Below are 13,948 nucleotides of genomic sequence, written 5' to 3'. Positions count from 1 at the left end.
AATACTTAATTGATTTACTTTTTACAAATGTTACAAAACTATATATCTGTACAATTTTTATCCAAATTTATATTTATCATTTTTTAGTAATAATATGAATAAATATATAAAATGGATTTGACAAAACTATTTTGTACGCAATTAAGTTTGTCAAAATTTCAATTAATACAGATATACATTTTATGTTTTGTTTTTTATATGCTTTCTCTATTCAATAATAAAATTGTACTTTGATAACTTTCCTTTATCCGGATATATGATTTATAAACCCGAATAACCAAAATCATTTTCGATTATTCAAATTTGTTAAAGTAATTTTTCAAAATAGCAGTTATTACTTCAAATTGAGTATCATATCTCATCAATTTCATTACACAATTAAAAAGGGAGTTAGACAGAAATAATATTTTCCTAAAATTTATTTCGTAGTCTAACCCCGGCAAGGTTGACTAGAATTTAAAATAAAGTATCACTACTATTTTTAAATAGTTTAGTGATACTTACACATTAGCTTTAGCTAAGGTATTCCACTAAGGATTACATGAGTTAACACTCATGCATAAGTAATTCTAATTTCTAAAGAAAAAGAATTACTTTATCAGTCAACTACTGCCAATATAAAATTGTAGCCTGAGACAGTTATTTATCCCAGGCTACAACAATTCTATATTTTATTTCATCATTTTTATTTTCTAATATCATGAATACGTGACATTTGATTCATACGTGTTTCAGCAAAATGTTGTGAAGCTTCTAATGGTGTCTTATTTTGAGATTTAGCTATATCGAATATATGTTTAACAATCTTATCGATACCTTCAATACTTTCTGTCGCACGCGCTTCATTGTAACCATTTAATTCGTCAGCTGTATTGATTACACCACCACTATTAACAATATAGTCTGGTGCATATAATATACCTTTTTCTTCTAACATTTTACTATGTTTATTTTCATCTTTTAATTGGTTATTCGCTGAACCACATACGGCTTTAACTTTTAATTGAGGAATAGTATCATCATTTAAAATACCACCAAGTGCACATGGTGCGAAAATATCCGCTTCTACTGAAAAGATGTCATCTGGTTCGACAAATTGTGCATTAAATTCATCAACTGCTCGTTGTGCGTTATTTTTATTGATATCAGTCACAATTAACTTAACTCCGTCTTCATGTAATAAGCGACAAAGTTCATATGATACGTGACCTACACCTTGGACGGCTACTGTTTTACCTTCGAGTGATTCACCATTAAATTGTTCCATAGCCGTACGTTTCATTGCTATATAAATACCATAAGCAGTCATTGGACTAGGATTACCTGCTGATCCAAATGATTGACTAGTACCACAAACATATGGTGTTTCTTTATAAATTAAATTCATTTCATGTTCAGATGTACCAACATCTTCTGCTGTATAGTAACGACCATTTAATGTATTAACATAGCGACCTAATGCTCTATAAAATGCTTCTTCATCTTCTTTATTAGGTGAACCCATCACTACTGTCTTACCTCCACCAAGGTCTAAGCCAGCAGCTGCATTTTTATATGTCATACCACGTGCTAAATTCATAGCATCTTCTATTGCTTCTTCTTCAGAATTATAATCATTTCTAACGCGGCAACCGCCTAATGCTGGTCCAAGTGTCGTATCATGAATACAAATAATTGCCTTTAAGCCTGTTGCTTTATCTTGGCAAAAAACCATTTGTTCATAGTCTTCTTGTTCCATAGTTTCGAAAATCATTAAAAATACCCCTCTCTATAATTCAATGTACATTGTTCGCATACCCTGACAATAAATGAATAATCTTAATTTAAAACACGCACAATATTAGCCAAATTGAGAATTATATGAAAATTTATTTACACTTAATTTTCTATTAAAAATAAAAAACTGACGACAAAATTTGATTCTTTGTCGTCAGTTTATACTAATCTCGATCTATTAATGTTGTGAATTATTAAATGAAAGAAAGATACGCTTATATATGACTAATTAGATTTAATTTAATGTGTTAAGTGCTTGTTTTAAGTCATTGACTAAATCATCTGTATCTTCAATACCTATTGATAAACGAATTAAGCCGTCAGTAATACCTTCTTTAGCTCGCACATCTGATGGGATAGACGCATGTGTCATTAAAGCAGGTACTGAGATTAAGCTTTCAACTGCACCTAAACTTTCAGCTAAAGTGAAATATTGTGTTGCGTGAATAACTTTTTTAGCTGCTTCAGTATCTTTCACTTCAAAAGCGATTACACCTGTATGACCGTCTGCTTGCGCTGCATGTATATCATAATTTAGGTGACTTTTCACACTTGGATGGAATACTTTTTGTACACTGTCATGAGATTGAAGCATATCAATAACCGCTTCAACATTACGATTAATTTGTTCCATACGTAAGCCAAGTGTTTTGATTCCTCTTACTAATAAATAACTATCTTGTGGTCCAAGAACGCCACCTGTTGAATTAGAAATAAAACCAATACGTTCTCCTAATTCATCGTCAGCAGTTACTACTAATCCAGCTACTACATCACTGTGTCCGCCAATGTATTTAGTAGCAGAATGTAAAACAATATCAATGCCAAAGTCTAATGGATTTTGATAATAAGGTGTCATAAATGTATTATCTACAACAGAAATTAAATTGTGTTTTTTAGCAATTTCTACAGTACCTTTAATATCTGTTACACGTAATAACGGATTAGAAGGTGTTTCAATATATAACATTTTAGTTTCAGGTTTAATATATTTTTCAACTTCATCAATATTTGTAGTATCAACAAAATCAACATCTAATCCGAATCTTGTAAATACTTTAGTTAATGCACGATATGTGCCACCGTATACATCAGAATTTAATATAAGGTGATCGCCTTTATCTAATAACATAATAACTGCACTAATTGCAGCCATACCTGACCCAAATGCGAAACCATGTTTACCATGTTCTAAATCTGCAATGACACTTTCTAATGATGCACGCGTTGGATTGGCTGTACGAGAATATTCATAACCTTGACGTAAATCTCCAATATCATCTTGTAAGTAAGTACTTGTTTGATATATAGGTGTTGTTACAGCACCTGTATATTCGTCTGTAGTATGTCCGCCATGAATCATTTGTGTTTTTTTATTCATTATCATCCATCTCCTTATAATTAAATATTTGTTTTGACATATATCGATCACTACCATCAGGGAATATGGTTACGATTACCCCTTTGTCTAATTGTTGTTTTAATTCAAGTGCACCTTGTAATGCTGCACCAGATGAACTACCTACAAGTAATCCTTCATTTTTAGCAATATTTTTTACGTTTTCAAAAGCATGTTTATCACTAATTGTAAAAATACCGTCGACTAAAGTTTTCTCTAAAAATCCAGGCCACTTCTCTGAACCAATGCCCTCTGTGTCATGAGCATGACTTGGTCCACCATTTAATATCGAGCCTTCTGGTTCAACAATATAGCTTTTAACACCTAAAGGTTGTAAATGTCTTGCTACACCTGTAAATGTACCACCAGATCCAGCACCAGCTACGAAATAGTCAATATGATTCAGTTCATCTGTAAGTTCTTTCCCCAAGGTATGTGTATAGGCATCAGGGTTATGTTTAGTTTCAAACTGATTCATATAAATGGATTGTGTGTCAGTAGCGTATTGTTTGGCAACTTGTTGTGCTCCAATCATGCCTTCATCTTTAGCTGTTCTTTTTACATCAGCACCTAACGCACGCATAATTGAAATTTTCTCTTCAGAAAAGCCTTCAGGTGCAAATATGACACATTTTAGATCGTAGCGATTAGCTGCTATAGCTAATCCTATGCCAGTATTTCCAGCCGTAGCTTCCACTATAGTATCACCGCGTTGAAGACGTCCTTCTTCTATTGCTTGTTCAACAAGATACTTTCCTAGCCTATCTTTGACACTGCCTCCAGGATTAAATTGCTCAAGTTTAGCATAAATTTTAACGTTTTCATCACTATAACTTTCTAATAAAACAAGTGGTGTTTGTCCAATCAAATCGTATGCAATCATGTTATATATATACATCTCCTATGTATTTTAAGGAAAACTATACAATGCCTTTTCCATATTCCAATAATTCTTATTTAACAGGTATGAATTATAAATGATTTTAGAATATTTTGCAATTTCACTGTTTATAATAAATCATATTTTTATATTTCTATTTTCAAACTCAATCAAATGTGCCAGAAGCCATCTCATGTTATGATGAATAACGTATATTAATTCTATAATTTTATATTTATTTTTCCTGTATAAGAAAAGAAATATCATTTAACGCTAGTAAAGGAGTTTGTAATTATATGGCAAATAAAGACTTATCGCTATCTGTATTCACTCAAGAAAACTATAAAAATGTAAATCATAATTCAACTAATTTTAGAAATTCTATGTACGATGAATTAGAAGTTAATAAAAGTCGTTTTAAAAATTGTAATTTTAATGAAGGTATATTTAAAAACATTAACGCTGTCTCAAATAGTAAATTTGTAAATAGTAGTTTGAATGACTGCATATTCGAACAAGTTAATTTTTACAAAAATCAATTTAAAAACATTAACGCAGAAAATACAACGTTTGATGAAACAACGATTAATAATACGGTCTTTCAAGATGTTGTGTTTGATGGCAATACGTTTAGTGAAGTCAAAATCACTGATACTACATTTAAAAATGTCACTTTTAAAAAAACAGAAATTAACCAATCTGTATTTGAAAATATAAAATTAAAACACTGCTTCTTTGATCATGTGACATTTAAAAATACTAAATTACCTCAAAATATTGCAGAAGAACTTCAAAAACAAAATGTCATTTTCGAAAATGTACAATACATCTAATTCAACGTGTACACTTAGACCTTATAATGCTGTCTTAGTGTACATTTTTTATATTAAAAGAGAGACATGTAGCTATTAGTATATGTTTATGAGATATCTTACAAGGTAATAAACATTACAAACCTACGAAAGAAGGAATTGAATATGACTCAAGACACAAGTGAATTAAGTAAAGTGCCAACGCCTGATAAAGCGGAGGATAATGCATTTTTCCCTTCTCCTTATTCATTAAGTCAATATACAGCACCTAAAACAGACTTTGATGGTGTCAAACATAAAAATGCTTATACTGGAGGTAAATGGAAAGTATTAATGATTGCCGCAGAAGAACGATATGTATTGTTAGAAAACGGCAAAATGTTCTCCACAGGTAATCACCCAGTAGAAATGTTATTACCATTGCATCATTTAATGGAAGCAGGTTTCGATGTCGATGTAGCTACATTAACGGGTTATCCTGTAAAATTGGAACATTGGGCTATGCCTGGAGAAGATGAGGCTGTTCAATCGACTTACAATAAATTAAAGGAAAAACTAAAACAACCAAAAGTGTTATCAGAAGTAGTTAAAAATGAACTCGGTCCTGATTCAGATTATATTTCCCTATTTATACCTGGAGGACATGCTGCTGTAGTTGGCATTTCAAAAAGTGAAGATGTACAACAAACGTTAGATTGGGCATTAGATTATGATAAGTTTATTATCACATTATGTCATGGTCCTGCTGCATTATTATCTGCTGGTTTAAATAGAGAATCATCACCATTTGAAGGCTATTCAGTTTGTGTATTCCCCGATGCGCTTGATGACGGCGCTAATATCGACATTGGTTACTTGCCAGGTAAACTTAAATGGTTAGTTGCAGACTTATTAAGCAAACAAGGACTTAATATTGTAAATAAAGAAATGAGTGGCCAGACACACCAAGACCGTAAGTTATTAACTGGCGATAGTCCATTAGCTTCAAATAATCTTGGTTTACTTGCAGCAGATACATTAGTAGAGGCCACAAAAGAGTCATAATCTAATTTGTTAATCTCAATTTCAAAATATATATTTCATAGCCCAAAGCATTTAAAACACAACTGCTTTGGGCTTTTTTATGAGAACAATCCCTAATAAAATATTTAATATTGAAAAGTATATATGTCTTCCGTATAATATTTTTAAATATTCAGATATTTAAACTTTTTAAGATAAATATTCTAGCTCATAAAAAAGGGGTACTATTATGCAACCTATGATTCACGGATTCTTACTTGCTTTAGGTCTTATCTTGCCATTAGGTGCTCAAAACGTATTTGTATTTAACCAGGGAGCTAATCAAAAGAAATTAACCAAAGCATTACCTGTCATTATTACAGCAGGTTTATGTGATACGACTTTAATAGTATTAGCTATATTAGGTGTTTCACTCGTTTTAATGTCACTACCTATTTTACAATTAGTAATTTATATTATTGGCCTAGCCTTCTTATTATATATGGCTTGGTCATTGTGGAATGAAAAGCCAAATAATTTAGAACATATGGAACCTATGAGCGCTAAGAAACAAATCGGATTTGCACTCTCTGTTTCACTACTTAATCCCCATGCGATTATGGATACAATCGGCGTCATTGGTACTAGCGTTTCTATGTATCAAGGTAACGAAAAGGTATTATTCGCAATAGCTACTATTTCAGTTTCTTGGATTTGGTTTATTTTGTTAGCAGTCCTTGGAAAAATGTTAGGGTCTGTTGATAAAACTGGTAAATACATCATTATTTTAAATAAAATCTCGAGTATTATCGTTCTAATTGTCAGTTTACTTATCATCAAAAATATTTGGCATATTTTGGTTGGATAATATAAAAAGGCTTATCGAAATTCGTAGTTTCGATAAGCCTTTATTGCTATATTTTTATCTAAAATCTTTTTTTAAAATAACTGAACTATAAATACTAAAATAATTACGATTGGCATAACAAATTTAATTAAATAATACCAAGGTAAAAATAGTTTGAATTTGTCTCTACCAAAGTTTTCTCTTAATAAATTTTTATCTAATAATTGGCCTACAACAAGCGTAGTACCTAGCGCTCCTAATGGCATTAGAATATTAGATACAATAAAATCCATGTTATCGAATATAGTGCCAGCGCCAAATTTAATTCCACTTAAACTACTGAACGATAAAGTGGCTGGAATACTGATGATAAATACGAGTATACTTGCGATAAGTGCAACAGGTCGACGTTTAGTATTATCATTTTTTGTAAAATTAGAAACGTTTAACTCTAATAATGAAATAGATGATGTTAATGCTGCAAATAAAAATAAAATTAAAAAGATAAGATAAAAGACGATACCGAAATGCATTTTATCGAATACTAAAGGTAGCACTTTAAATAATAAACCGGGCCCTTCTTGCGGCTGGTATCCGAATGTTTTTAACGCTGGAAAGATTGCTAATCCTGCTAAGACTGAAACTAAAATATTCATCAATACAATTGAAATAGCCGATGATTTAATTGTCATAGCTTTCGGAGCATAGCTTGCATAAGTAATCATCCCAGTCGTTCCCAATGATAATGTAAAGAAGGATTGTCCAAGAGCAAATAAGATGCCTTCCATTGATATATCTTTAATTCGGGGTTGCAATAAATAACGTACGCCTTCCATAGAACCGTCTAAAGTTAACGATTTTCCAACAACAATTATTAGAAAGATAAATAATAACGGCATCATGATTTTGGAAGCTTTTTCTAAGCCTTTTTCGACACCGAGCATGACTATAATCATTGTTAAGAAAATAAAAATACCCTGTCCTGTCACTGTTAACCATGGATTACTAATAATCGATTCAAATTGAATTTGACCAAGATCAGATGTATTCGACGTAACTATTTGCCAAATGACATTAGCCATATAGATTATAATCCATCCGCCAATAACACTATAGAAACCGAATAAGATAAATACTGCTAAGTTACCATTCCACCCTATAATATTTAACCATTTTTTGCCTGTAAGTTTACTATATATTTGTGTGGTATAGGTTCTTCCCATTTTCCCAACAGTAAATTCCATTACTAATAATGGTAGTCCTACAAATATGGTGAAGATTAAAAACATTAATAAAAATGCGCCGCCACCATAAATGCCTGCCATATAAGGGAATTTCCACATTGCTCCTAGACCTATTGCAGAACCAGCACTTGCCAATATAAAACCAGTTGATGTCTTCCATTCTGATTGTTTGCTCATATCCAATCACTTCCTTTAGCGCGTTAAAGCGTTTATGTATTTAAGTAACACTTTACCATTTATAGCATTTATGTGCAATATCCATCTAAATTGTCAGAATAATAAAAAAATAGCCTTGCTCACCTTTTTCAATTTGTATTTAAATATAAACTGAAAATGAATGAGTTATGGCTATTTTGCTTGTAACATTATTTTAAATTTTTAGCTTTTCATATTTTAACTGCTATAAGTGATTGACTGTCCATCATGTACTTCTTCAATCTCTAAACTTTCAATGTGATCAACATTGATATAATGGATGCTATTTCCCTTTTCTAAATATAAATATGGCAACTCATCAAATTCATCTAAAATTCGTCTCACACATTTATCTTTATCTATGCCATTTTCAAATGTCTTAAATTCTGTATATGTTTTACCCGAAGTCGTTATATATGTTAATAAAAAAGTCCTTTTCATCTATGAACACGCCCTTTTATAAAGATATTATTGCTCAGTGAAGAACTTAACAATATCTTGCTCCAATTCGTCTCTACCCTCACCATGCGTCATCAAGTGTTGATTGCGTGGGAATTCTTGTATCGTTTTATGTTCACTACTGATTTGGTTGAAAATATAGTGGGCACTGTCTTCATAAGCCGCTTCATCCTGACCACCATATACTATTCTTGCAGTTGCAGTAATTTCATTCAAATGTGACATAATATCATTAATAACCTCTTGGAATGTTTTTATATCATTTTGATAATCCTCTATTTGCGCTAATTCATGAGTGCTTTCACTTTCTGATAATCTCATTATGTCATTCATACGTTTCCCATATTTTTCCAAACGCCAAGAGATACCTGCTTTCGTCTTTTCGCTTGGTGCAGACATGACTACAATACGGTTTAACTCAACGTTTTCAGCTAAACGTAATGTGAATAAACCACCTAATGAGACGCCAGCAGCATTAATTTTCTCAAATCCTTCACTTTTTAAAAATTGATACGCTTCTTGCACGCAATGCCACCAATCTTCAACATTGTACGCTACAAACTGAGTCACTGGTAGTCCGTGACCAGGATAATTAGGTACATAACAAGTAAATCCTTGTTCATTCAATGTTGTCGCAAGGTGTTTTACATCTTTAACAGTACCTGTAAATGAATGTAATAATAATATTGCTTGATTGTTTGTACCTTTTAAATAAAGTGGACTTGGTGATTTAATATTCATCATGTCGTACTCTCCTAACTTTTAAAATTTAATACGTATATAATATCACTTTTAAAAAGACATTAACTATTTGCCTTTTAACTTTAATTTTTTAAACAATGGATATACAGCAAGCCATAGTGCGATCCAGGCCAACGCTAATGTGACACCACCAATGACGTCTGTAAGGTAGTGCGCATGAAAGTATAATCTACAAAATAATATACTTAACCACAATATGATCGCAATAACGAGCATTGCGTACCTCAATATAGCATGGCGAACTACTGGTATAATCACAAAAATCATTGTTACAAATAATAGCGTACTGGCATTAGAATGACCACTAGGGAATGAATATCCTTTATCAACGACTAAATGATTAAACGGTCTTGTACGTTCTATTGTCATTTTGATTAATATGTTCATTAATGTGCCACTTAAAATCGTTAAAATAAACCATAAAGCAATATGTTTATATCTAAACATTAAAACTACTGTAATAATAAGTGACATAATAATTACACCACTGACGTCGCCTATAGTGGCAGAAAATGTCATATAATGATTGAACCAATTACCTTCAAAATTTCGATGTGGTGTACCAAATTCCTGAGTAAGCCAATGTAATGACTTTAAATCAAGTGTTTTTAAAAATGCGCCTTCATGAGTAATACGCAATGAAACAAATATAAACAAGCACACACTGATCAAAAATAAAGGAATGGTAAATTTTCCTGTCGTTATTTTGTTGTTTATCATATAATCTCCTCTATCTCTTACAAACTTTAGTTACTTAACTCTTATATCATATACAAAATGACCATATGTTGGGCTCGGCCTTATGTCGGATTTTAATTATGTTAGATTTGCTATTTGATAACTGTGTCCATCAAAATCTCTTGGACTAAGCCATCGTTTGTACCATTATTTAAACGTCGATTATTTTGACCTATATTCATTATATTTCGTTAATGATATCCTTTGTGCTTTCAACCATTACATGTATTATATACGATTCAATCGCTTAAAGTGAGGTTGAGATACCATTTATAATTGATATTAAATGACTATAGTGCTTTGGAATTCTCATACCTTTTGCATATAAATTATTGTATAATTGAATTTATAATAATAATAAAAATCTAAAAAATATAGCTATCACACGTTAAAAACGTATTCAAATATAAGTACTGTAATCATTCAACTGTACCCATCTATGTTTGATAGTTAGAAAGGTATCCTTTATGAGCAAAATAATATTAATCTATTGTGCCTTGTTAATTACATTATTTCGCTTTTTCTTACCTATTCATCCCTCATTTGACACACTATTATATTGGTTATTCATTCTCTATATGATACCTATTATTTTATGTATTGTCGGTTTCAAAGGTGATAAATTACTAGCCTCTATGATTATTTTTCCGAATTTATTAGGTATCATTTATAGACTTTATGTTTACGTGATGTACTTATTATATTTAAAATAAAAAACAGTATGACCTTTGTCTATTAACGTAAAATCATACTGTTCCTATATAAATCAAGCTTGGTTGATTAATTTTTCAAAGTTGTCTTTTAATTTAAAGACAATCACACGTTCACCTGTAACGGTACTTAAATCGCTATGAAAACTGACTACTTCAATTCCTGTAATTTGATGAATAATGTTATTAAGATCATTTTGACCCGATTCAACTAATTCAGATCTTGTGCGTTTAATATTCAATAAACCTTCACTCGTCTCACAAACGCGATATTCTGCAGGTGTTAATATTCCTTGCAAATTGATAATCACCATATCTCTTAGTATGTCAGTTTTAACAGATAAAGAACCTCTTCCTAAATAATCCTTTTCCCATTGAGTGATCGCTTTACTAATTTCAGCTTCATATACACCTTTAGACTTTTTCATATAGACGACTCCTAAATATTGATTACATATAGTTTAACATTTTCCATATTATTCGAAAATAACATCAAAAACGCCATAACCAATTGTTATCTCTTAAGTAAGCTATCTATATTTACATTTACCAATCTTTCCAACTATGATTTTCATCAATACTAGCTAGACGTACCCATCCATTGTCGACTTTTTGGGCGAATTTTTGATTATCTTCTAATAAGCGTTGAATATGCGTATCAGGTGCTTGAATAACTACTAATAAACGTATTGGAGAATGGTAAATTTCGTTATCTTGAGCCATTACTGATTGCCAAGGCAAACCGTACATTAAGTCACTAGAGTTACCTTGCATGACACCAAGTCCAGATGTGACTGATTGTGTTCTCTTATTACCACTACCATAGTAATGTGGTGCTACAGTTGAAGCATAATATTGTAGGTTAATCCATTGTGCAACTAGTGCTGGTCCAGAAATAATTGTATTGAGTAAATGACCATCTTGATCCTGTGTCCAATCATAATTATGCAAGAATGCTCGCGCTTCTAAATTACTATTTTCAGTAATTGAACGTTTACCAATAACAAACTCAGCATTTTTAGCTAACCCCCATTCGGGTCTTATCTCGCTCCAATCACTCGCATATTGATATGCTGCTGCTACTGGATCTTTATGCTCTTTATTTAAGTTAGGCAAGTTTGCCAAACGTTCTAAATTAGCTTTATAACTTACTTGTGGCATAACAGATTCTATTAAATCAAACGCTTGTTGTGCACTTTCTGTTAATTCTGGGACATATATCCATTCCAACTTATCTACAGAAGTTTTATGTTCTGCCGCAACAAATACAGTTTCATCAGGAATATTAATGTTATCTTGTTTCAGTGCTTCTCTTACAGAAGACATATTGCATAACATCGCTAACAATTTAGCATTAAATCCACTTGAAGCCCCTCCACAAGCACCACACTCTAGTGAAGAATGGTAAGGATTATTGTGAGATTCACTACCGTGTCCACCTAATACGACAAGTGGAGCAAAATCTTTCGTTAAATCCATTAATTGTAGTGCTTGTTTACTAAATTGAACTTGCTCTTCTTCCGTTAAACCAATAGGAAGTTCTGAATATACATGATGCTCTCTATCAATGGTTAACTTTGTTTCAGGTTTGTTAAGCCATTTTTTAGTGAACCGATGCGCAAATTGTCTTGCTTTTGTTGGTATTAACGTATTGGCAATGGTATTTAGACTTAAAAATGGCCCACTTAATTCTGGTAATAATAGACTAGGTAGAACATTATGTTTCATTAATTTAAATGTATAAAGCATTGATGTAATTGTATGTTGTTGTTGCTGATAATATTCTAATTTATGGCGATCTGCGTATTCTTGAATTTTGTACGCTGGTGGTACCATGACAGGTAAAGATTCATGATCGAATTGTGCGTCAATAACTTCTTTTTTAATAGGTAAACCAAAGAAACCGGCAATACCTATTGTTTCAAATGGGCCTTCTCCTTCGAGATGACGACGAAACGGTTCAGAACGGACATCGATACAAAACGCTAACTGGGCTTGTGTCTTTTGTGGTTCACTATCTGAATTTGACGACTCATAAATTGTATCTACTAAATCACGTTCATGTGTTTCTTCCCATGCATCAAGCCATAATTTTTGGAAATACTGTCTATGATATGTTCTCGCAAAATCTAAGTATCTTATTTTATCTTCTTTAGATAATTGATCCCACTCTTCAAGTGATAAATGACCATAAAACATTAATGCTATAACTAAATCTACGTCTTTATAGTGATAAATATTAGACACGTTGTATTGTTCTTTAGTTGTTGATAATAAAATATATTCAGTGGCTAATCTTATTGCTATGTAATCTGTTAAGAGTTGACGCTCTGATTCATTTTCTTCTGCTCTATAATACATCATCCCAGCCCAACCTGGTAAAGCTAACAACTGTCCTTCTATATAAGCTTGCCAGTCTGCACTTTGAATATTCAAATCTGTTAATACTTGGCTAATCATTTCGTGTGAAGTAGATGCACACTGACGAACAAGTTGTCTTGCTTGTTTAGACAGATTAGTATCATGTTGTGCTAAATGTAACCATGCAGTATAAAAGCCTTGCTCTCTCTTAGGCATAGTCCAACTAGATTGAAACTGGTCTAAATACAGTTTAGACCACTTAATCATATGCATATCTACCTCATCAATTAATCGTTCACCTTTTGCATTAACACTATCCGCACTCTTAGGTCGGTATAAATCTTGATTTACATCTCTGTTTGAAACCTTAGGTAAAGTTTCAAAGATACGATGACGCATAGTAGTATCTAAAAGATCATCTGAAATTGGTTCAATATGTTTAATGTTATCTATATAACGTTTTTCAAATTCGGTTTCTACTTTGATATTAGACGATTGAATTGCTTCATTTAATAATGTTTCAAAGATTTCTTCATCTATCTCACCATGTTGTACAGCATTTTCAACCGCTCTATAATTAGGATAAATATTGACATCTCTTATATCTTTTAGCCATGTAGCTATTTCGTTAAATGTTTGTCCTTCCAAACCTTCCCAAGGATTTCTCGCAGCAAAAATAGAAATTGGTGATAACGGTGTAATGACACGCTTAGCCTCAGAGACAATCATTTCGATATTGCTATTTTGTTGTGAATTAACCATA

General features: G+C 31.9%; 13 protein-coding genes. 4 read left to right on the top strand and 9 right to left on the bottom strand.

What is annotated here, in order from left to right; translation table 11 throughout:
• Positions 1-685: 685 nt before the first annotated feature.
• The 3 genes from GVY01_RS12020 to GVY01_RS12010 form a co-directional block, all read right to left on the bottom strand.
• Positions 686-1,753 carry a Leu/Phe/Val dehydrogenase gene (locus tag GVY01_RS12020; protein WP_017637023.1) on the bottom strand — a complete coding sequence of 356 codons (1,068 nt, stop codon included), beginning with the start codon at positions 1,751-1,753 and terminating at the stop codon, positions 686-688.
• A 258-nt stretch (positions 1,754-2,011) separates the two neighbouring features.
• A complete protein-coding gene (locus GVY01_RS12015) occupies positions 2,012-3,157 on the bottom strand; it encodes a bifunctional cystathionine gamma-lyase/homocysteine desulfhydrase (RefSeq protein ID WP_017637022.1) in 1,146 nt (381 codons plus the stop codon).
• Positions 3,150-4,058: a PLP-dependent cysteine synthase family protein gene (locus tag GVY01_RS12010; protein WP_017637021.1), complete on the bottom strand. Its 909-nt coding sequence runs from the start codon at positions 4,056-4,058 to the stop codon at positions 3,150-3,152. Before GVY01_RS12010 ends, GVY01_RS12015 begins: the two co-directional genes overlap by 8 nt.
• 293 nt (positions 4,059-4,351) lie before the next feature.
• Here GVY01_RS12010 and GVY01_RS12005 point away from each other — a divergent pair, with 293 nt between their 5' ends.
• The 3 genes from GVY01_RS12005 (at position 4,352) to GVY01_RS11995 (ending at position 6,737) form a co-directional block, all read left to right on the top strand.
• Entirely contained in the window at positions 4,352-4,888 is a 537-nt protein-coding gene (locus GVY01_RS12005; RefSeq protein ID WP_017637020.1) for a pentapeptide repeat-containing protein, read from the top strand.
• Positions 4,889-5,032: 144 nt separating this feature from the next.
• Positions 5,033-5,911: a glyoxalase III HchA gene (gene hchA, locus GVY01_RS12000; protein WP_017637019.1), complete on the top strand. Its 879-nt coding sequence runs from the start codon at positions 5,033-5,035 to the stop codon at positions 5,909-5,911.
• Positions 5,912-6,116: 205 nt separating this feature from the next.
• Positions 6,117-6,737, top strand: a complete 621-nt coding sequence (locus GVY01_RS11995; RefSeq protein WP_026083470.1) for a LysE/ArgO family amino acid transporter — start codon at positions 6,117-6,119, stop codon at positions 6,735-6,737.
• Between the two features lie 71 nt (positions 6,738-6,808).
• Here the strand turns inward: GVY01_RS11995 and GVY01_RS11990 are convergent, their stop codons facing one another.
• The 4 genes from GVY01_RS11990 to GVY01_RS11975 all read right to left on the bottom strand — a co-directional run bounded on the left by GVY01_RS11990 (position 6,809) and on the right by GVY01_RS11975 (position 10,096).
• A complete protein-coding gene (locus tag GVY01_RS11990) occupies positions 6,809-8,137 on the bottom strand; it encodes a sodium-dependent transporter (RefSeq protein WP_017637017.1) in 1,329 nt (442 codons plus the stop codon).
• Positions 8,138-8,353: 216 nt separating this feature from the next.
• The gene (locus tag GVY01_RS11985; RefSeq protein ID WP_017637016.1) at positions 8,354-8,596 is read right to left on the bottom strand and encodes a hypothetical protein; all 243 of its coding nucleotides are present in this window, start codon (positions 8,594-8,596) and stop codon (positions 8,354-8,356) included.
• 27 nt (positions 8,597-8,623) lie between these two features.
• Entirely contained in the window at positions 8,624-9,355 is a 732-nt protein-coding gene (locus tag GVY01_RS11980) for an alpha/beta hydrolase (RefSeq protein WP_026083469.1), read from the bottom strand.
• A 66-nt stretch (positions 9,356-9,421) separates the two neighbouring features.
• The gene (locus GVY01_RS11975) at positions 9,422-10,096 is read right to left on the bottom strand and encodes a phosphatase PAP2 family protein (RefSeq protein WP_159333782.1); all 675 of its coding nucleotides are present in this window, start codon (positions 10,094-10,096) and stop codon (positions 9,422-9,424) included.
• Between the two features lie 485 nt (positions 10,097-10,581).
• On the opposite strand from GVY01_RS11975, the gene GVY01_RS11970 reads away from it, so the two are divergent.
• The gene (locus GVY01_RS11970; RefSeq protein WP_026083468.1) at positions 10,582-10,827 is read left to right on the top strand and encodes a hypothetical protein; all 246 of its coding nucleotides are present in this window, start codon (positions 10,582-10,584) and stop codon (positions 10,825-10,827) included.
• Positions 10,828-10,880: 53 nt separating this feature from the next.
• On the opposite strand, the gene GVY01_RS11965 is transcribed toward GVY01_RS11970, so the two are convergent.
• Positions 10,881-11,252, bottom strand: coding sequence for a DUF2294 domain-containing protein (locus tag GVY01_RS11965; RefSeq protein ID WP_017637013.1), 372 nt, complete (start codon positions 11,250-11,252; stop codon positions 10,881-10,883).
• A gap of 118 nt (positions 11,253-11,370) precedes the next feature.
• Complete coding sequence (locus GVY01_RS11960; protein WP_159333781.1) at positions 11,371-13,947, bottom strand: DUF2309 domain-containing protein; 2,577 nt, start codon at positions 13,945-13,947, stop codon at positions 11,371-11,373.
• Between the last annotated feature and the right edge of the window lies 1 nt (position 13,948).

It is taken from the genome of Staphylococcus sp. 8AQ (genome assembly GCF_902506595.1).
GTDB classification, from domain to species: Bacteria; Bacillota; Bacilli; order Staphylococcales; family Staphylococcaceae; genus Staphylococcus; species Staphylococcus pasteuri.
The sequence above is the reverse complement of the archived record's forward strand: the minus strand, read 5'-3'. Positions and strand labels throughout refer to the sequence as shown.